Raw genomic sequence first — 18594 nt, 5'->3', positions numbered from 1 at the left:
AAAATGCTGAACGTGATGCGCGAGCAAACCAATCCTGTGCCGCAGCGGAGCAATTCGCTTCCCTACGATGTCGTCGCCCTGGTGTTGCAAGGCGGCGGCGCACTCGGCGCCTATCAGGCCGGAGTCTATGAAGGCCTGCACGAGGCCGGCATCCGGCCGAACTGGCTGGCCGGCATCTCGATCGGCGCGCTCAACGCCGCGATCATCGCGGGCTCGCCCGAAGGCGAGCGTGTTGCGCGGTTGCGCGAGTTCTGGGAAACCATCTGCGCCTTTTCGATAGAGTGGCCCGCCGGCGAAGGGCTCGCCAACGCCCTGCCCTTTGCGTTCGACATCAACTCGGTACGCAACGCGATGGCGGCGGCGCGGGCCTTGATCCAGGGCCAGCCGGGCTTCTTCAAGCCACGCTTCCCCTCGCCGCTCTGGTCACCGTTCTCGGGCGACTCCGCGACCAGCTTTTACGATACGGCACCCCTGCACCGGACGCTGGAACGGCTCGTCGACTTCGACCGGCTGAACTCGGGCGACGTGCGCGTCAGCGTCGGCGCGGTCAACGTCCGCACCGGCAACCTGACCTATTTTGACACCGCCGAGCGCCGGCTGGGACCGAAGCATTTCATGGCATCGGGTGCGCTGCCGCCGGGCTTCCCCGCCGTCGAGATCGAAGGCGAGCACTATTGGGATGGCGGCGTGGTTTCGAACACGCCTTTATCTCGCGTGCTGTCCGGCGAGCCGTGTGACACGCTGACGTTCCAGATCGATCTCTGGTCGGCCAAGGGCCACGTTCCCCACGACATGATGGAAGTGTCGAGCCGGCAGAAGGACATCCAGTATTCGAGCCGCACACGCGCCGTAACCGACCAGGTGCTGCGGATGCAGAAGATGCGTCAGGCCTTGCAGCGCACGATCGCGAAATTGCCGGACGCCGCCAGGCACGATCCCGAGATCCGCGCCATCGCGGAGATGGCGCGCCATCGTTGCTACAACATCGTGCACCTGATCTATCAGACCAAGATCCACGAGGGCCACTCGAGGGATTACGAGTTCGGGCTGAGCGCGATGCGCGCTCACTGTCAGAGCGGACTGGACGATATCCGCCGCACGCTGGCCGATCCGCGACGCCTGGACCCGCCGGCTCCCGAGCTCGGCATCGTCACCCACGACGTCCATCGCCGCGGCTGAATCTCACCGCCCACCTCGTTTCGGAGAATACCATGTCTTCCATTCCCTATGCTCCCGAGCAGGGCGCCAAAACCAGCCTTCGGCCATCCGGGCAGGCGATCAAGCGGGCCGCCCTCGCCTTGGCACTGGCCCTGGGCGTCGCCGCCGCAGCCGAGTTCGGCCACCACTATCTCACCATCGGCCGCTATCTGGAGACCACGGACGACGCCTACGTGAAGGCGGATTCCACGATCATCTCGCCGAAGGTGTCGGGCTATATCGCGCAGGTCCTGGTCGGCGACAACGAGACGGTGAAGGCCGGCCAGTTGCTGGCAAAGATCGACGATCGCGATTTCCGCGCCGCGCTCGACCAGGCCGGCGCCGACGTCGCCGCATCCGACGCCACTGTCCGCAATCTCGATGCACAGCTTGCCCTGCAGCAGCCGATCATCGAGCAAGGCACGGCCGATGTCGCTGCCGCCACGGCCAATCTGAAGTTCGCGCAGGAAGAGCAGGTCCGATACGACGGGCTGATGAAGACGGGCTCCGGCACGGTGCAGCGCGCGCAGCAGACCGATGCGGCGCTGCGCGCCGCCGCCGCGCAATTGCAGCACGCCAAGTCGGGCCTGCTCGCGGCCGAGCGCAAGGTCGACGTGCTCTCCACCGAACGCGCCAGGGCAGTCGCGCAGCGCGACCGCGCCCGTGCGGTCGAGCAGCAGGCGGCGTTGAACCTGTCCTACACCGGCATCATCGCGCCGGTCGACGGCACCGTCGGTGCGCGCTCACTCCGGGTCGGGCAGTTCGTCCAGGCCGGTACGTTGTTGATGGCCGTCGTTCCGCTCGATGCCGTGTACATCGTCGCCAATTTCAAGGAAACCCAGCTCACCCATGTGCGCGGCGGCCAGCCCGTCGAGCTGACCATCGACAGCTTCCGCGGCACCAGACTGCACGGCCATGTCGACAGCCTGTCCCCGGCAAGCGGCCTGGAGTTCGCGCTGCTGCCGCCCGACAACGCGACCGGCAACTTCACCAAGATCGTGCAGCGCATGCCGGTGAAAATCGTCCTCGACGACCGCAGCCTGACCGGCCTGCTCCGTCCCGGCATGTCGACCGAGCCGACCATCAATACCAAATCGGCGGCGATCGCCGAACGCGAAAGCAAGAAGCGCCTCGCATCGCGCCGCCCCGAGCCTCGCAGTTGAATACGCGTCCCTGGCGGTCGTCTCCTCCCGGACAATCCGTTCAGGCAATGCTTCTCTCGCAAGCGACGAGCAGACAACCATGACCACACTGCAACCGGCCATCGATGCCGTGCCCGCCGGCGAAGGCGAGCGGTCCGTCACCACACCGGCCCCGGCGGTCTCCGCCAAGACCTGGATCGCCATCGCCGGCGCCACGCTCGGCGCCTTCATGGCGGTGCTCAACATCCAGATCGTCAACGCTTCGCTGGCTGACATCCAGGGCGCGATCGGGGCCGGTATCGATGATGGCGGCTGGATCTCGACCTCCTACCTGATTGCCGAGATTGTGGTGATTCCGCTGTCCGGCTGGCTGGCGCAGGCGTTCTCGATCCGCATCTATCTCCTGACCAATGCGACGTTGTTCCTGGTGTTCTCGGCGGCCTGCGCGCTGGCGCAAAACCTGTCGCAGATGATCGTGTTGCGCGCCGTGCAGGGCTTTACCGGTGGCGTGCTGATCCCGATGGCGTTCACGCTCATCATCACGCTGCTGCCAAAGGCGAAGCAGCCGATCGGGCTGGCGCTGTTTGCGATCTCCGCGACCTTTGCGCCCGCGATCGGGCCGACCATCGGCGGCTATCTCACCGAGAACTGGGGCTGGCAGTACATCTTCTACGTCAACCTGGTGCCGGGCGCGGTCATGATCGGCTTGCTGTTCGTCTCGCTCGAGTCGCAACCGATGAAGCTGTCGCTGCTGCGCGAGGGCGATTGGGCCGGGATCGCCACCATGGCGATCGGCCTCGCCGCGCTGCAGACCGTGCTCGAGGAAGGCAACAAGGACGACTGGTTCGGCTCGCCGTTCATCGTCAAGCTGTCGATCGTCGCGGCGATCGCGCTGTCGGCCTTCCTGTGGATCGAGCTGGCGGCAAGGAAGCCGCTGCTGAACCTCCGCCTCCTGGCGCGTCGCAATTTCGGCTTCGGTATCCTCGCCAATTTCCTGCTCGGCATCGCGCTCTACGGCTCGGTCTTCATCCTGCCGGTCTATCTATCGCGCATCCAGGGCTACAACGCCGAGCAGATCGGCATGGTGCTGGCTTGGACCGGGCTGCCGCAGCTGTTGCTGATCCCGCTGGTGCCGCAGCTGTTACGGCGCTTCGACGCGCGGCTCATCATCGGCGTCGGCTTTGCGCTGTTCGCAGCATCCAACTTCATGAACATCTCGATGACCAACGACTACGCCACCGACCAGCTCTTCTGGCCGAACGTCGTCCGCGCCTTCGGTCAGGCGCTGGTGTTCGCCCCGCTGTCGGCTGTCGCGACATCGGGCATCGAGGCGGAGAACGCGGGTTCGGCCTCGGGCCTGTTCAACATGATGCGTAACCTCGGCGGCGCCGTCGGCATCGCGCTGCTGCAGACGCTGCTCACCAAGCGCGAGCAATATCACTCCAACGTGCTGACGCAGTCGGTCTCGCTGCTGGAGCAGGCCACGCAAGCCAGGCTCGAGAAGCTGACGCAGTATTTCATGAACCACGGCGTGACCGATCGCATCGACGCCGCTCACCGCGCCTATGTCGCGATCGGCAAGATCGTGCAGAAGCAGGCCTTCGTCCTGGCTTTCGGCGACATGTTCTACCTGCTCGGTGTCGCACTGATCGTCGCACTCGCCGCCTCGATGATGCTGAAGAAACCCGGCCAGATCGAGGCCGGCGGCACCCACTAGTCCCCCACCCCACCTGACGTCGAAAGGAACTGCCATGTTGAAGGATAAGGTCGCTATCGTCACCGGATCGACCAGCGGTATCGGGCTCGGAATCGCCAGAGAGTTGGCCAGGCTCCGCGTCAACCTCGTGTTGAACGGCTTCGGCGACCCCGGCGAGATCGAAGCCATCCGCAGCGGGATCGAACGCGAGCACGGCGTGCGCGTGGTCTACGACGGCGCCGATATGTCGAAGGGCGATGCCGTGCGCCGATTGATCGCCGCGACAATCGAGACGTTCGGACGCCTCGACATCCTCGTGAACAATGCCGGCATCCAGTTCACCGCGCCGGTGGAAGAATTTCTGTCGGCCAAGTGGCATGCGATCCTGGACATCAATCTGTCGGCCGCGTTTCACGGCATCGCGGCGGCGGTGCCCCAGATGAAGAAGCAGCGCTGGGGCCGGATCGTCAACATCGCCTCGACCCACGGCCTCGTCGCATCGACGCACAAGGCGGCCTACGTCGCCGCCAAGCACGGGTTGATCGGCCTGACCAAGGTGGTTGGCCTGGAGACCGCCGGCAGCGGCGTGACCTGCAACGCAGTCTGTCCCGGCTGGGTGCGGACGCCCTTGGTCGAAAAGCAGATCAGCGACATCGCCGCACAGAAGAACATCAGCCAAAAGGACGCCGCCGCGACACTCCTGGGCGAGAAACAACCGTCGTCCGAGTTCGTCTCTCCGGAGCAGCTTGGAGGCACCGTGGCCTTCCTGTGTTCGCCCGCGGCGGACCAGATCACGGGCACCGCGATCGCGGTCGATGGCGGATGGACGGCACAGTAGCCCACAGTGAGAGGCCCATGCAGACGGCCAGCATTGGAGTAGCCAAAGATGTCCCTGCTCGCCAGAGACCTCCTCGTGCTGCAAAGGTCCGCGGACTCAGCGGATGACGCTGCGGAGCTGTCGCGCCTGGAGGCGCGGCTGCCACCGCTGCTCAGCATCATCGCCGGAATGGTCGACTTCACCGGCTTCTTCACGCTGGGTCATATCTTCACGGCTCACGTGACCGGCAACATCGTGCTGGCCGCCGTCGTTGCCGTCGATGGTGGCCCGTTTCATTGGGCACAATTGTTGGCGATTCCCGTTTTCATGCTGACCTTGGCGACCGTCTGGCTGATCGCCCAAGCTTCCGGCCGGCACGGTTCGAGCCTGGCGCGACTGTTGCTTCGGGTTCAGTTCCTCGTGCTGGCCGCGCTGTTGATCTTCAGCGTCATCACAAGGCCATCTGCCGATGCGGCTGGATCCCGGGCCGGCGCGGCCGCGATGATCGCCGTGTCGGCCATGGCCTGCCAGTACGCGCTCCTTCGCCTCGCTCTGCCGGGCGCGATCTCGACGGCGGTGATGATCGGCAATCTGGCCAATGCCGTCTTGTCGACGATGGACCTGCTCGCTCCACGCACCCCTCTGCTGCCGCATGATTCAACGCCGCTGGGTCGCTCGCTCCATCGCTTGCTCGGCTTCATCTTCGGCTGTGTCGCCGCCGCGGCGGCCGTTTCAGTGCTGGGAGACTGGGCCTGGTCCCTTCCAGCAGCCTTGTCTGCCGTTGCGATCGCAGTGCGTTAGCGGGTCTTCTCTATTCGGCCGGATTTAGTCAAGGGCTTGATTGGGTGCCTCCTTGGGTTCGGTACCGCTCGCGGGGCCGTGCTTCTCTTCGGGATCAGCCGTATGGCTCTCCCAGCATGGGATCAGTAGAACGAGACGGAACAATCTGACTCGCGTGCTGATCGCAAGGACGCGACCGTACAAGAGCCCAAAGCGAACTCATCTCGTCCATCGTCCCGCGAGGGACCTCCTCCCGCTAAACAACGGGTGCGTGGACCGCGCGTCGCACTATTGTGCCGCGGGCGTGGCCTCCCGTGTCCAGCGGAATTCCGTTCCGTCGCTCCACATGCGGTGCATGATGACGGCGAGCCGCCGCGCCAAAGCGACGATCGCCTTCTGCTGCCCGCGTCGTTTGGCGATCTGCATGGCCCACGCCTTGAGCCAGGACCATTTCTGCACCCGCGTCAGCATGACCTGTGCGGCCTCATAGAGTAGCGCTCGCATGGCTTCATCACCGCACAGCGAAATCCGGCCGATGCGGTGGCTTTCGCCGGACTGGTTGAGAACTGGCGTCAATCCAAGGGACGGCCCGACGGCTTTCGAACTCTTGAAGCGGGCGGGAACGTCGATCGTGCTGATAAAGGCCAGCGACGTGACGGGGCCGACACCAGGGATCGTCATCAACCGACGACAGACCTCGCTTTCCCGGGCAAGTAGAAGCACTTTGCGATGCAGTTGTGTGAACTGTTCGCGTAAAACGCGTCGGGCGACGAGAAGCGGTTCCATGAGTTCGGCCAGCTCCGGCTGACCGCCGACGAGTTCGTGGATACGTTGTTCAAAGCCGATCACCCCCACAATTCCGACCTTCAAGCCGAAGTTGCGTAACAGCCCACGAATGTCATTCTCGATGGCAATGGCCTTCTCCTGAAGCAGCTTGCGACCGGCAAGCAGGACCCGTCGCTTTTGGCTGATCAGGGTCTTGACGTGGACAGGCCGGAACAAGCCGACGCGCATCATCTGCGCAATGCCACGCGCATCATTGCGGTCGCTCTTGTTCACCTGCGCCTTGAGGAACGCCTTGGCATGTCGCGTCTCGATGCAGATTACCGGCAGGCCAGCCTCCGCCAGCCCGCTGAACAGCCATTGCGACAGCGGTCCAGCCTCGAGCCCAATCCGATCAAACCGCCAAATCGGATCGTTGAGTGCAGCAAGAAGATCGTCCGGGTGACTCACCAACTTCGCTTCCCGGCAAATGCGGCCCGTTTCGTCGACAATGCACAGGGACGTCTCTTTGACCGACACGTCCAGTCCAGCGTAATGTTTCATGCTGCGCTTCTCCGTCTGATGCTTGTGGCTGTTCGAAAACAGACCACGTTTATCATCAACCTGAAGCGCAGCACCCTGCTAACGCGGGGCTCAGCAACAGGCCGAATACCCCATCTGATTCAATATGAGTACCGCAGCCGAAGCGCGGCATGATCGACCAGCAACCTATGGCTTAACCGGCAATCTTGCCTTCCACGCACGTAACGCAAGCGCCGCCAACGCTGATCTCGCCGTCCGCTTCGATCGCCAAGGCGATGCGGCCATCGCGCCCGACGCAGCGCCCCTGCGCCGCCGTGTAGCTCGTCCCGGCCTTGAGGAGACCGCGGTCGCGATGGAACACGGCGATGGCGCCGTTTCCACTGCCGCATACCGGGTCCTCCTCGACGCCGCATGATGGTGCAAAAGAACGCACCTCGATAGCCGCCTCGCCATCAGCGTGACGGCCAAAAAGCGAGAGCCCGGTCACACCGAGCCGCTTCTCGAAGGCAGCCGAGCGCCGGAAGTCTGGGGTCAGCGCGAGCACACTGTCCGCGTCGGCAAGTTGCGCGACGACCCAGACGGCCCCGACATCCACGATCGCTGGAGCCACCTCGCGAACGATCCGATGCCCGATGACTGCCTCCAATTCGTCGACGTCTGCGGCTGAAAGAGCCGTGACCTTCGCCGGCGGCAACGCAAGCGTCAGACGCCGCTCCGCGCCGTCGCCCTCCACGGCAATCCGCACCAGCCCGACACCGCATTCCTGGACGAGACGACCGCCCCGGGGCATCACGCGGCCCGCCTCCAACACCGCATGGGCGCTGCCGAGCGTCGGATGCCCGGCAAACGGCAGTTCGCTGCGGGGGGTAAAAATGCGCAGGCGGTAGTCCGCCTCGGAACTCGTGGGCGGCGAGAGAAATGTCGTTTCCGACAGGTTCGTCCAGCGGGCAATTGCCTGCATTTCGGCCGTCGCCAGCCCCTCAGCATCAAGGACGACTGCGACGGGGTTTCCCAGGAAGGGTTTGGAGGAGAAGGCGTCGACGACTTTGTAGGCTCTCATGACTCTCGCTCTGCGGTTTGCCATCGCAGTGTTAACGCTTGACCTGCCCCGCTTGTAAAGGGCTCGAGGCTATCGCGCGATAACCGTGACGATGGTTCGGCAGAAATCGAAAATGAACCGGCCATAGAGAGCGCCGGATCCCGGATCTGACGATGCCAGGCGATAGGAGTTGCCGAGAGCACGGGCGATCTCCAGCACGCCCGTGACTTCATGCTGCGTCATCGCCAGGTGAATGCCGGCCAGCGGCAGCATCAGGGCCTCAATGCCAACACTGCTCATGACGGCCAAACTTCGGCGCGAGGCAGCGGCAGGAATTGCGCAAGGTAGGCGCTCCTCCATTGATAAGGCGTATCGCCGGCGAAACGCTTGAATACCGTCGTGAAATGCGCCTGGGTCTGGAATCCGACGGTCAAGGCAACGTCGACCAGCGAGACGTCGGCGCGCCTCAGCAGTTCCTGGGCGCGTTCGATCCGCCGCTTCAGCAGAAAGTCGTGTGGCCGCATGCCGACGGCCGCGCGGAACTGCGCGGCAAAGTGCATGCGGCTGAGGCCGGCGACCGCCGCCAGATGCTGCAAGGTGATCTTGCCAGCCAAATTCTCGTCGACATATTGCAGCACGCGCTTGAGGCGCCATTTCTGTAACGACCGCACAGACCGGCACCGCTCGTCGGCCTGATCGGTCTCGTTGCGCGCGACGGCCGTCGGCCGGCTGGCTCTGCGGGTCAGGATGGCAAGACGCAAGGCGTCCGCAAGGATGGCGGAGTGAGGATGATGGGCCGCTTCGGTTGCCGCGAGCGCATCGGAGAGGCTTCGCATCACCGGGTCCGGGAACTCGCCTGCACCGGCCTCCCGATCGGTCTCGACCGAGGCACGCGCGAGGCGTTTCGCCGATACCCTGAAGCTGGGCCCGTCGCCGGCGCATCTCCGCACGCCCGGCGGGGGCGTCTCGATGGCCAGGGCAACATCGAGGTGAACGAGGGACAGCGTCATCGCCTTTTCGCCGGCGCGATCCGGACGTTCCGCAAGCCCGGACTGGCAACCATCGATGGCGGAGACGCCGATCGAGCCGACGACATGATCCTTCGCGCCTAGCGGGTGTGACATCTGTAGCGACATCGTCGAACTCCTTGTCCCATTTTCGATCCGGCGAGACCCAATGGCTCGTCCGAATGTGGGAGCAGAGTAGTTCGGCGGTCCCCGCGCTCCATTCTACGCGCGGGTGCACCGGATAGGTTCTCGGGTTGATCGCGTCATACCTAGGTATGACCGCGGCGTCGCCGGCCGCACGGGCGTCCCGTTCGCCGCGATGGCGGAACAGATCTCGCCCTGCGGTAAGTTGACGCGCTCGCCAATGGTCGGAAACTCACGCAAAACCCCGTTTTTGCCGGGGAATGTGCCTCATCGGCACGCGCGCGGGATCAAACCGCGGCAACGTCTTTCAAGAGAGCACGAAAATCATGTTGCCGCATGTTGTCGGCCCGATCAAATCGCGGCATCAACGTGACCGAAAATGAGCAGAGCGACCACCAGCGACGATGACCAGTCTTGATCGGGCCACGGGTTCATCGATGAGCCGCGCCGGCTCGCGCTTCTGGTCTGCCGTCCTCGCTTTCGCGGTTTTCCTGGTCGATGTGCTGACGCCGCTCGAGGGCGCGGTCGCGGTTCTCTACGTGGTTGCGATCCTGCTCGCGGCGAGGACGCACCGGCTTAACGACATCATCGCCGCCGCTGTCGGCTGCAGCGTCCTGACCATAACCGCCTATCTACTGTCGCACGATCTGGAGGCGATCGCCTCGCCTGCCCTTCGTGCGCTGGTGAGCCTCGCAGCCATCGGAATCACGACCTTGCTGGCGCTCCAGAATCAGGCGGCGACGAAGCGCCTCGCGGCGCAGGCGCGCCTGCTCAATCTCTCGCATGACATGATCTTCGTCAGGGATCGCGGCGGCGTGATCAGTTTCTGGAACAGGGCCGCGGAACAGGCCTACGGCTGGTCGGCCGACGAGGCGGTCGGGCAACTCGCCGACGCGCTGCTGAGAACCAAATATCCCGACCGGCGAGAGGCCATCGAGGCCGGCCTGCTCGACATCGGCCGATGGGAAGGCAGGCTGGAGCAGCGGACGAAGGCCGGCGGCGCACTCACCGTCGATGCAAGATGGGCGCTCCAGCACGACCATCTCGGCAAACCCGTTGGAGTCCTTGAAACCCACACCGACGTCACGGACCGCGTCGCGGCACATAACGCGCTGGTGCAGAGCGAGCAGCGATACCGCCGGATGTTCGACGCAAGCCGGGTCGGCGTCGTCGAGGAGGATTGGAGCGCAGTGCGGACCGCGCTGAATTCGCTGGAGACCGGAGGCGCCACGTTGCGGGACTACCTTGCACGAAATCCTGAATTCGTGCGGCATGCCCGCCAGCTCACCAGAATCTCCGACGTCAATCCGGCCCTCCAGAAGATGGCGGGAGCAAGCGGCTCTGCGGCCTTCATCGCGAACGTGGACAGGCTTCTGGGGGAGAACGACCGCAGTTTCCTCGGCGCGCTGGTCGCATTCGCGGAAGGAGAGCGGTTCCACGAAGGCGAGACCGATCTCGTGAGCCTCGACGGACGCAAGGTTCCCGTCCTGTTTACGATCACCTTTCCGGCTGAGCCCGACGGAGATCGCAACGTGCTCGCCTTCGTCATCGACATCACCGAACGCAAGCAGGCACAGGATGCGCTGCTCGCGGCGCAGGCGGAGCTGGCGCATGCCGCGCGCGTCGCCACCCTCGGCGAGCTCAGCGCGTCCATTGCCCACGAGGTGAATCAGCCTCTGGCAGCGATCGTCACCAGCGGCGAGGCCGGCTTGCGGTGGCTGCGCCGCGACGTGCCCGATCTCAAGGAAGTTGCGACGACGATCGGTCACGTCGTTGCTCAGGGCCGCCGCGCCAGCGAGATCGTGACCCGCATCCGGACTTTCCTGAAGAAGGCCCCTACCCAGCAGGATCTGCTGCAGATCGACGAGATCATCGAGGAAGCGACCCTCCTGGTCGCGCGCGAGCTCGTCAAGGACGACGTCACCCTCATCGTCAAGACGGAGCATGGCCTGCCGCCGGTTCGCGGCGACCGGATCCAGCTTCAGCAGGTCCTGGTCAATCTTCTGATCAATGCCGGCCAGGCCATGTCAGGCCGGCCGGGTTCCCGCACCGTCACGTTGCGCGCCGGAACCGTCGATGGTGAAAATCTCGCCATCACGGTCGAGGACAGCGGCCCGGGCATCCAGCCTGACGACCTGCCGCACCTGTTTGATCCGTTCTTCACCACCAAGGGAGGCGGCATGGGCATGGGACTTGCGATCTGCCGAACGACGGTGGAAGCTCACGGCGGCCGATTGTCCGTGGAGAGCTCTCCGGGCTCGGGCGCGACATTCCACCTGACACTGCCATTTAGCCAAGAACACGCCTTGCCATGACACGACCAAACCAAGTGCAACCGCCGGCCCAATCCTCCAGTGCAGTCGTCATCATCGTTGATGACGACGCGAGCATTCGTGCCTCGCTCGACAGCCTGTTCCGATCCGTCGGCCTCGAGACACGCCTGTTCGGCTCACCGGCCGAGCTGCTTGGCGGCGTCATGCCCGACAAACCGGCCTGCATCGTGCTGGACGTCCGGCTCCCGGGCGTGAGCGGCCTCGATCTCCAGGGGCAACTGACCCGCCAGGGCATCAGATATCCGATCATCTTCATGACCGGTCATGGGGACATTCCAATGTCGGTGCGCGCCATGAAGGCTGGCGCCGTGGATTTCCTGTCCAAGCCGTTTCGCGATCAGGACATGCTCGACGCCGTGACGGCAGCGCTCGAGCGCGATGCGCAGCGCCGCGCGGAAGCCGCGACGAAGGAGGATATCCGCATCCAATATGAGAGCCTGACGGCGCGCGAGCGCGAGGTGATGGGCCATGTGACCGCCGGCTTGATGAACAAGCAGGTGGCAGGCCTGATCGGCCTCAGCGAGATCACCGTCAAGATCCACCGCGGCAACGTCATGCGCAAGATGGAGGTCCGCTCGCTGGCCGACCTCGTTCGCAAGGCCGAAGCGCTCGGGATTTCCCAGAACCGAAAGACTACGGACCAAACCTGAGTATAATTCCGGCGGGACTGCCGCACGGTGCATAAGGCCCCATCGGCCGCCCAATGGGAGATATCCTCCCTGCGGAACACAGCGGTCAGGATGTGTGCCAATGGCCAAAACCCCGGTGATTGCGATCGTGGACGACGACGAAGGCGTGCGCGCGTCGCTGGCGAGCCTCGTGCGTTCGCTCGGCTATGAAGCCCACGCCTACGAGTCCGGCGTCGCCTTCCTGCGGGAACCGGCGGGAGAAGATCCGGCCTGCATGATCGCCGACGTTCAGATGCCGGTCATTACCGGCGATGAATTGCAGGCGCGCCTGGTTGCCTCCGGCCGCCATTTCCCGATCATTTTCATGACCGCTTTCCCCAGCGAACCCGTGCGCCAGCGCGTCATGGCGGCTGGCGCGCATTGCTATCTCGGCAAGCCGTCCAGCGGCGACGAGATCATCCGCCGCCTCGAAGAGGCCCTGGCGGGCCACGCGCCGCAATAGTCGGGCCCCCGGCTCGGGCAAACTGCGCCTTCCCGGCGTGCGTTCCCGAAAGCAGGTTGATGGACCGAAAATACCGCCGGCACAGCTCATGCTCCCCTTTGATTTCGCGACGCCGGCAGGCCGCACGCTTTGCCGCGCATGGAGGGAGCATAATTGCCAGGGGACGCCACCAGCGCTGCCGACGACATCCGCCCGCGGGTCTTCGCCGGCTTTCCGGTGAGTTCCTGGGCATTCGCGCTGCGCGTCCTGCTGGCAATGCTCCTCGCACTCTATGTGAGCTTCTGGCTCGAACTCGAATCCCCCTCGTCGGCAGCCGTCACCGTGGCAATCCTGGCGCTGCCCACGCGCGCGCAGGGCATGGAAAAGGCGGGCTATCGGCTGCTCGCAACCGCCATCGGCGTGATCGCATCGATCGCCATCGCCGGCACCTTTTCCCAAACCGGCGCGCTTCTGCCCGCAGTGTTGGGGATCTGGGTCGGACTTTGCGTCTACGTCGCCGGGATGCTGGACGGCAATCGCGCTTATGCGGCGGCTCTCAGCTGCATCACCGTTGCCCTGATTGCCATTCAGCAGATCGACAGCCCGTTGCAGGTGTTTCCGACCGGCGTCGCCCGGGGCGCCGCCATCGCCATCGGCGTCCTCGCAGTCGCTCTGGTCAACGAGGTGCTCGCCGCGCCTGACTATCATCCGGTTCTGGCGAGCCGTCTCGAAACACTGCATCGCCGGGTCACGGAGTTCGCGCAACGCGCCGTCCGCGGTGAAGCTTCATCCGCGACCGCTGCTGCGGACATGTTGCGCGATGTCGCGGCCCTGCATCCGGAGATCGCGAGCCTCGTCACGGAGTCGATCAGCGGCCCGGCCAGAACCGCAGCCGCACGCTCCGCGATGGTGGGCCTCGTGAGCGAGCTCGCGCACGCCCGTACGCTTGCCGCGCTGCCGGCCGCATCCGCGACGTCCCGGGACGACCGAAACCCCGACGCCTCCGGCCTGATCGCGATCTGCCGGACCCATCTGCGCGATCAGATCATCCGCAGGAATGCAGACGTGCGCGACAGCCTCGAGGCGCTGCGGGCCGGAAACCATCCACTCCGGCAATGGCGCGCGCCGCTTTACCGCTCGCCTCGCATTGCAGCGGCAGCCGGCGTCAGGGCCGCGATCCACTTCATCCTCATTGCAATCATCTTCGTGATGGCGGGATGGCCGACCACCGCGCTCTGCCTCTCGCTTGCCGCAGTGATCATCGGCCTCAGCGCGACGGCTCCGGATCCGCGCGCCTTCACGACACTGGCGGTTTTTGCCATGCCGATCGCATGCCTGCTCGCCGGCGTCCTGAAATACCTCGTCTTCAACGGCGTATCCGAGTTCCAACTGCTGGCGATCGGCCTTGCGCCTCTCGTGATCGGCGCAGCGCTGCTGATCACGCGGCCGAGCGGCGTCCTGCCGCCGCTCGGCCGGCTCTCCCTCGTGTTCACGCTTGTCATTCTCGCACCGAGCAATCCGCAGAGCTACGACCCCGACGTATTCCTTGTGACGTGTCTGTTTGCCCAGCTTTCCTCGGTTCTGGTCTTCGCGGCGCAGCTCCTGCTGCCGTCCTTGTCCGGCGAACGAAGGATCCGGCTGCTGCTGGACGAGGCCCATCGCGAGCTGAGCCGCCTCGATTCCGGGCGAGCCCGGCATCTCGCGCCGGAGGAAGCCGCGTTTCGCGATGCCGCCCGGATCGAGCAGATCCTGACGACGAACGGCGCCACGGCACCTCCCCCTCGGGTCGTCGCGGAAGCGCTGCGCTGCTTCGACGAGGCCGTGGTGCTGCGACGGTGCCATGCCGAACTGGACCGCCTGGCCGAGACCTCACTCGGCAACGCGGTGCGCGCCGCGCGAGCCGCGCTCACCCTACGCGATGGAGGCGCAATCCTGACTGCCGCCGAGGCGCTGCGCCAGACGGCTGCCCAAAGCAACCTGTCCGTCGAGCCGGTGCTCGCCGCGCTCGTTCCGGCCAGCATCGTCCTCGAACCATGGCGGAGTTTCGCCGGTTCCGGCCAGGGGACGCATCCGTGACGAATACTTATCGTGAACTCGTCGTGGGCGGCGTGCTGATCGCCCCGATCGTGTCCTATGCGGCCACGGCGCTGCTCGCATTCCTGCTGCTCCGCCCGGTGCTGCGCTTCGTGGGATTTACAAGAATCTTCAGCAACCCGTCGCTGGCCGAGCTCTGCCTCTACGTGTCGATCTTCGGCCTGCTCGCGCTCTTTTGCTAGGGAGAAAGTCATGGACGCGGCTCTGCCTCGAGATGCGGCCTTTCCGCCCCACCCCGAATCTTCAGCCGAAGCATGGGCGGACGCAGCCGACGCCGTCGCGTGTTCCAGCCCGACGGAGGCCGCGGCGCACGCGACCAGCGACCGCGCCGCGAACGATGGCGAAGCTTCCCGTCAGGCGACGCTATTGACGCGCTCGCTGCGCAAGGCCGCCGGGCGTTTCATGGCCGGCGTCGGCAAGCATTTTGCCACCCTTGCCATCGCCCTGGTCGCCATCCTGATATCGGTTGCAACCTGGCAGCACTATGTCACCGCGCCCTGGACGCGCAATGGCAGCGTGCGCGTGCAGGTCGCCAATGTCGCGCCGCAGATCGCAGGCAAAATCGTGGAGCTGCGGGTGGCCGACAACCAGTTCGTCCACAAGGGTGACGTGCTTTACGTCATCGATCCCTTCGACTTCGACGTAGCCGTCCGCATCGGCAAGGCCCTCGTCGACCAGCGGGCGGCGGACCTGGAGGTGAAGCAGGCCGAGTCCGACCGGCGCCGGCGTCTGTCCGACCTCGCGACGACGCCAGAGGAGCAGCAGATCTTCGCCGGCAACGCCTCGCAGGCGAAGGCCGCCTACGCAGCGGCCGCTCACCAGCTTGCACAGGCGGAATTGAACTTGAAGCGCACCAATGTGCTCAGCCCCGTCGACGGCTATGTCACCAATCTCCTGCTACGCGTCGGCGACTATGCGCTGACCGGCGTCACCAACGTCTCCATCATCGATTCCAACAGCTTCTGGATCGACGGTTATTTCGAGGAAACCAAGATGGCGCATGTCTGCGTCGGCGATCGCGTCGAGGCACAGCTCATCGGTTACTCCAAGCCGATCCTGGGACATGTGAAAACCGTGACCCGCGGCATCAGCCCGTCAAACGCCGCGGCGGGCACGCAAGGTCTGCCCAACGTGGACCCGATCTACACCTGGGTGCGGCTTGCACAGCGCATACCGGTTCGGGTCGCCATCGACACGGTGCCGCCGGGCGTGCCGTTGGTCTCCGGCATGACGGCCACGGTGACGATCCGGCAGCCCAATGCGGTCGATCGCCAGACCTGGCCTCATCGGCTCCGCACGACCTTCGTGGACCCAATGTTTGATGTGTTCGGCGCAGGAGATCCGCCGCGCCCCAACTGCCTCCAATCCCCATCCCAGCAGCCTCCCGAGGTGACGGCGCTTCCCTACGCGCGGGTGCCCGCAATTCCGCCGGCGGAGAAGATCGCGCCCGGACTCACCCCCGGCATCGATGCCTCGCCACGCCTTCCCTGAATCCGGTCAGATCGCCCGACCTGAAGAGAGCTGCATCGCGCCGCAACATCGGAACTCACAGCGCAGGCCTTTGATTCTTCTTGCTTAATTCGGAATTTCGCGACGTTCCGACGCACCAGCAGCTTTCGCAAAATCTAACACGATTTCAGCAACGCTAACGGGCCTTGTGGCGGCATCAGACATATCGTTCGAGCGTCAACCAATGGCATTCAGCAGCCGTCACGGCGGCAGCGGAATCCAAAAGACGGGACGAACGATGCTCACCGATATGCAAGCGGCCGGCGCCCGATTGACACATCAACCCGGCGCCCGCGAACCGGATTTCTCTCAGGGGGCACGCGCATTCCCCCACGAACGAAAATGGCGCCAGCCCGAGCAACGCGCGGGCGTCGCGCGCGAGGACATCACGATCTCGCGCTTTACCTATGCCCAGACGGCCGTCAGGCGCGAGGATGCAACGACGCCTCCCGACCGGTACTTCTTCTCGATCGCCCTGAAGAGCACACGTCTCAAGCTGACCAGAGGCAGTCAGACCATTTTCGACGGCGCCATGCCGGCAGGCACGCTCTATGTCGGCGCGCCGTCGAAGCCGCTCCGCGCGCAGTTTCTTGCGCCGTGCGATTTCCTGCACTTCCACATCTCGGCTAATTGCTTTCCATCTCCACAGCAGGGAACGGAGCCGCTCGCGCCCGAATGCCTGAACGATCTCCTTCTGTTGCGCGACCCGTTCGCCGAGCAGCTCGCAAAGGCGCTGACCGAACAAGGCCATTCGGCCGATCGCGAATTTGCGTGCTGCATCGCCCAGACGCTGGTGATGCACGTCGCTCGGCGCGAGCCCCCGCGTACGAAAGTCAACGCCTTGCCGAAATGGCGGCTCCGACGCGTCGAGGAGTATGTCAGGGCGCGCTTCGACCACTCCATCAGCCTATCCGACCTCGCCGGCGTCGCGGGATTGTCCCGGATGCACTTCGCAGCGCAGTTTCGCGCCGCGACTGGATACCGGCCGCGCGAGTATCTCCTGCAACAGCGCATCGAGCATGCAAAATCTCTCCTGTCGAATACCGAGACGCCGCTGGTCGAGGCGGCGCTGGCCGTCGGTTTCTGCACGCAGGCGCATTTCTCGACGGTCTTCAAACGTCTGACAGGCGACACGCCGGCACGTTGGCGATGCACCAGCCGGAACGCATTGGCGTCACCCAGGCTCGCTGAATGCGACCCGGTTCCGTCACGCGAGCCGGTGTCTCATGTCCTGCCGGCGGACCTTCGTGAATCATGCGAAATGAGAAACAGCGTGGGGACGTGAAATACTTTGCACGCCGGATCGGCGATGCTGGCAGTGTTAGTGACTGAGACCCCAAGTCACGGCTCGAGCCTTCTCCTCCCAGGCATGCGAGCATTGGGCCGTCCTTCCCACAAGGACGGCCCCTTTTTTTTGCCTCGCCGCACGTCGATCCGGAGCGCGCCGTCCGTCCGATTCCGGAACGATGCTGTCGCCATTTCAGTCGCTGAGATGCCGCGCAAGCCAGTTGCGCACGCCCTGAAGACTCCTGAAATCGTCCAGCGACCGCACCGGAAGGCCGGGCTCGATGCTCGCAACCATCCGGCTCAGTGCATGTCCAGGTCCAAATTCGAGAAATGCCGTGGCACCCGCTTCGAGACAGCTTTGCAGGCAATTTCCCCACTGCACGGTTTGCGAGATCTGCGCGGCGAGCTTGTCGTGGCCCGTCTCGGCGGAGACGACCGAACCGCCATCGATGCCGCTCAGGATGCGCGCACCGGCGGCCGACGGGAACGCCACCGGCGCCAACCGCAAGACTTCGCGAAACACGACCGACGCCTCGGCGAGCCGTCCGGTGTGGGAGGCAACCCGAACCGGCAGATCGACGATCCTTGTGGCACGCATCGCCCTCGCCTCTCCGGCAATTCCGTTCAATGCCGCCCGGCCACCGCCGATCACGAAGGCATCGCCTGGATTGACGATGGCGATCGCCGCACCGTGGCGCTCGCAAAGGCGCTTAATATCGTCATGTGAAAGACCGCGGACAAAGATCAGCCCGTCACCGGCGCAGGTGGCGGCGTCCATTGCTTCCGCGCGGCGCACTGCGAGGTCGAGCGTGAGGACCGGTTCGAACAGATCTCCCACGCCCCATGCCGCCACCTCACCGACGCTATAGCCTGCGATGATGGCGCCATGTGGAATGATGTCCTCGAGCCCGGCAGCGGCGGCCAGTGCCTGCAACGTGCATAGAATCTGGCCGGACCGGTTGCGATGCAGAGCCTCGTCAGATTCGCTGCGCACGAAATCGCGCGGATCCCTGCCGCCCAGCAACGTTGCCGCGTGTGCAAACAGGTGCGTCGCTTCCGGCGCATCGCCCGTCAGGGCGAACATGTCCCGATGCTGTCCGCCTTGTCCCGAGCACAGGATCGCAAGTGTCATGA

At 64.7% G+C, this 18594-nt stretch carries 17 protein-coding genes; 12 read left to right on the top strand and 5 right to left on the bottom strand.

Annotated elements, in window-relative coordinates:
* The first annotated feature begins 3 nt into the window (after positions 1–3).
* The 5 genes from J4G43_RS19785 (at position 4) to J4G43_RS19765 (ending at position 5653) form a co-directional block, all read left to right on the top strand.
* Positions 4–1179 carry a DUF3734 domain-containing protein gene (locus J4G43_RS19785; protein WP_208086013.1) on the top strand — a complete coding sequence of 392 codons (1176 nt, stop codon included), beginning with the start codon at positions 4–6 and terminating at the stop codon, positions 1177–1179.
* A gap of 32 nt (positions 1180–1211) precedes the next feature.
* A complete protein-coding gene (locus tag J4G43_RS19780) occupies positions 1212–2360 on the top strand; it encodes an HlyD family secretion protein (RefSeq protein ID WP_208086012.1) in 1149 nt (382 codons plus the stop codon).
* 79 nt (positions 2361–2439) lie between these two features.
* Positions 2440–4056, top strand: a complete 1617-nt coding sequence (locus tag J4G43_RS19775) for an MDR family MFS transporter (RefSeq protein WP_208086011.1) — start codon at positions 2440–2442, stop codon at positions 4054–4056.
* A gap of 34 nt (positions 4057–4090) precedes the next feature.
* Positions 4091–4873 (top strand): 3-hydroxybutyrate dehydrogenase, encoded by a 783-nt coding sequence (locus tag J4G43_RS19770; RefSeq protein WP_208086010.1) that lies wholly within the window; start codon positions 4091–4093, stop codon positions 4871–4873.
* A 168-nt stretch (positions 4874–5041) separates the two neighbouring features.
* The gene (locus tag J4G43_RS19765; RefSeq protein WP_208086009.1) at positions 5042–5653 is read left to right on the top strand and encodes a DUF1275 family protein; all 612 of its coding nucleotides are present in this window, start codon (positions 5042–5044) and stop codon (positions 5651–5653) included.
* A gap of 267 nt (positions 5654–5920) precedes the next feature.
* Here J4G43_RS19765 and J4G43_RS19760 read toward each other — a convergent pair whose 3' ends face one another.
* From J4G43_RS19760 to J4G43_RS19745, 4 genes are all read right to left on the bottom strand, one after another.
* Positions 5921–6958, bottom strand: a complete 1038-nt coding sequence (locus J4G43_RS19760) for an IS110 family RNA-guided transposase (protein ID WP_038381005.1) — start codon at positions 6956–6958, stop codon at positions 5921–5923.
* 172 nt (positions 6959–7130) lie between these two features.
* Positions 7131–7997 carry a PhzF family phenazine biosynthesis protein gene (locus J4G43_RS19755; RefSeq protein WP_208086008.1) on the bottom strand — a complete coding sequence of 289 codons (867 nt, stop codon included), beginning with the start codon at positions 7995–7997 and terminating at the stop codon, positions 7131–7133.
* Between the two features lie 69 nt (positions 7998–8066).
* The gene (locus J4G43_RS19750) at positions 8067–8249 is read right to left on the bottom strand and encodes a hypothetical protein (RefSeq protein ID WP_225004976.1); all 183 of its coding nucleotides are present in this window, start codon (positions 8247–8249) and stop codon (positions 8067–8069) included.
* Between the two features lie 23 nt (positions 8250–8272).
* Positions 8273–9112, bottom strand: coding sequence for a helix-turn-helix domain-containing protein (locus J4G43_RS19745; protein ID WP_208086007.1), 840 nt, complete (start codon positions 9110–9112; stop codon positions 8273–8275).
* A gap of 419 nt (positions 9113–9531) precedes the next feature.
* Here J4G43_RS19745 and J4G43_RS19740 point away from each other — a divergent pair, with 419 nt between their 5' ends.
* From J4G43_RS19740 to J4G43_RS19710, 7 genes are all read left to right on the top strand, one after another.
* Positions 9532–11442 carry a PAS domain-containing sensor histidine kinase gene (locus J4G43_RS19740; protein ID WP_208086006.1) on the top strand — a complete coding sequence of 637 codons (1911 nt, stop codon included), beginning with the start codon at positions 9532–9534 and terminating at the stop codon, positions 11440–11442.
* Positions 11439–12110, top strand: coding sequence for a response regulator transcription factor (locus tag J4G43_RS19735; protein WP_063984266.1), 672 nt, complete (start codon positions 11439–11441; stop codon positions 12108–12110). The genes J4G43_RS19740 and J4G43_RS19735 overlap by 4 nt, the downstream gene beginning before the upstream one ends.
* A gap of 100 nt (positions 12111–12210) precedes the next feature.
* Positions 12211–12591 (top strand): response regulator transcription factor, encoded by a 381-nt coding sequence (locus J4G43_RS19730; RefSeq protein WP_038955794.1) that lies wholly within the window; start codon positions 12211–12213, stop codon positions 12589–12591.
* A 153-nt stretch (positions 12592–12744) separates the two neighbouring features.
* Positions 12745–14646: an FUSC family protein gene (locus J4G43_RS19725; RefSeq protein ID WP_063984267.1), complete on the top strand. Its 1902-nt coding sequence runs from the start codon at positions 12745–12747 to the stop codon at positions 14644–14646.
* Positions 14643–14846: a DUF1656 domain-containing protein gene (locus tag J4G43_RS19720; RefSeq protein WP_028155834.1), complete on the top strand. Its 204-nt coding sequence runs from the start codon at positions 14643–14645 to the stop codon at positions 14844–14846. The genes J4G43_RS19725 and J4G43_RS19720 overlap by 4 nt, the downstream gene beginning before the upstream one ends.
* A 10-nt stretch (positions 14847–14856) precedes the next feature.
* Entirely contained in the window at positions 14857–16155 is a 1299-nt protein-coding gene (locus J4G43_RS19715) for an HlyD family secretion protein (protein WP_208086005.1), read from the top strand.
* A gap of 256 nt (positions 16156–16411) precedes the next feature.
* Positions 16412–17458: a helix-turn-helix domain-containing protein gene (locus J4G43_RS19710; protein ID WP_063986513.1), complete on the top strand. Its 1047-nt coding sequence runs from the start codon at positions 16412–16414 to the stop codon at positions 17456–17458.
* 195 nt (positions 17459–17653) lie between these two features.
* On the opposite strand, the gene J4G43_RS19705 is transcribed toward J4G43_RS19710, so the two are convergent.
* Positions 17654–18592 carry an ACP S-malonyltransferase gene (locus J4G43_RS19705; protein WP_063984269.1) on the bottom strand — a complete coding sequence of 313 codons (939 nt, stop codon included), beginning with the start codon at positions 18590–18592 and terminating at the stop codon, positions 17654–17656.
* Between the last annotated feature and the right edge of the window lie 2 nt (positions 18593–18594).

Origin of the sequence: Bradyrhizobium barranii subsp. barranii (assembly GCF_017565645.3) — a bacterium.
GTDB lineage: Bacteria > Pseudomonadota > Alphaproteobacteria > Rhizobiales > Xanthobacteraceae > Bradyrhizobium > Bradyrhizobium barranii.
This window is presented reverse-complemented; position numbering and strand designations above follow the sequence as displayed.

Excerpts from the sequence above, each read along its gene's own strand:
- J4G43_RS19785 (WP_208086013.1), top strand. The coding sequence starts at position 4 with ATGCTGAACGTGATGCGCGAGCAAACCAATCCTGTGCCGCAGCGGAGC.
- J4G43_RS19780 (WP_208086012.1), top strand. The coding sequence starts at position 1,212 with ATGTCTTCCATTCCCTATGCTCCCGAGCAGGGCGCCAAAACCAGCCTT.
- J4G43_RS19775 (WP_208086011.1), top strand. The coding sequence starts at position 2,440 with ATGACCACACTGCAACCGGCCATCGATGCCGTGCCCGCCGGCGAAGGC.
- J4G43_RS19770 (WP_208086010.1), top strand. The coding sequence starts at position 4,091 with ATGTTGAAGGATAAGGTCGCTATCGTCACCGGATCGACCAGCGGTATC.
- J4G43_RS19765 (WP_208086009.1), top strand. The coding sequence starts at position 5,042 with ATGGTCGACTTCACCGGCTTCTTCACGCTGGGTCATATCTTCACGGCT.
- J4G43_RS19760 (WP_038381005.1), bottom strand. The coding sequence starts at position 6,958 with ATGAAACATTACGCTGGACTGGACGTGTCGGTCAAAGAGACGTCCCTG.
- J4G43_RS19755 (WP_208086008.1), bottom strand. The coding sequence starts at position 7,997 with ATGAGAGCCTACAAAGTCGTCGACGCCTTCTCCTCCAAACCCTTCCTG.
- J4G43_RS19750 (WP_225004976.1), bottom strand. The coding sequence starts at position 8,249 with ATGCTGCCGCTGGCCGGCATTCACCTGGCGATGACGCAGCATGAAGTC.
- J4G43_RS19745 (WP_208086007.1), bottom strand. The coding sequence starts at position 9,112 with ATGTCGCTACAGATGTCACACCCGCTAGGCGCGAAGGATCATGTCGTC.
- J4G43_RS19740 (WP_208086006.1), top strand. The coding sequence starts at position 9,532 with ATGACCAGTCTTGATCGGGCCACGGGTTCATCGATGAGCCGCGCCGGC.
- J4G43_RS19735 (WP_063984266.1), top strand. The coding sequence starts at position 11,439 with ATGACACGACCAAACCAAGTGCAACCGCCGGCCCAATCCTCCAGTGCA.
- J4G43_RS19730 (WP_038955794.1), top strand. The coding sequence starts at position 12,211 with ATGGCCAAAACCCCGGTGATTGCGATCGTGGACGACGACGAAGGCGTG.
- J4G43_RS19715 (WP_208086005.1), top strand. The coding sequence starts at position 14,857 with ATGGACGCGGCTCTGCCTCGAGATGCGGCCTTTCCGCCCCACCCCGAA.
- J4G43_RS19710 (WP_063986513.1), top strand. The coding sequence starts at position 16,412 with ATGCTCACCGATATGCAAGCGGCCGGCGCCCGATTGACACATCAACCC.
- J4G43_RS19705 (WP_063984269.1), bottom strand. The coding sequence starts at position 18,592 with ATGACACTTGCGATCCTGTGCTCGGGACAAGGCGGACAGCATCGGGAC.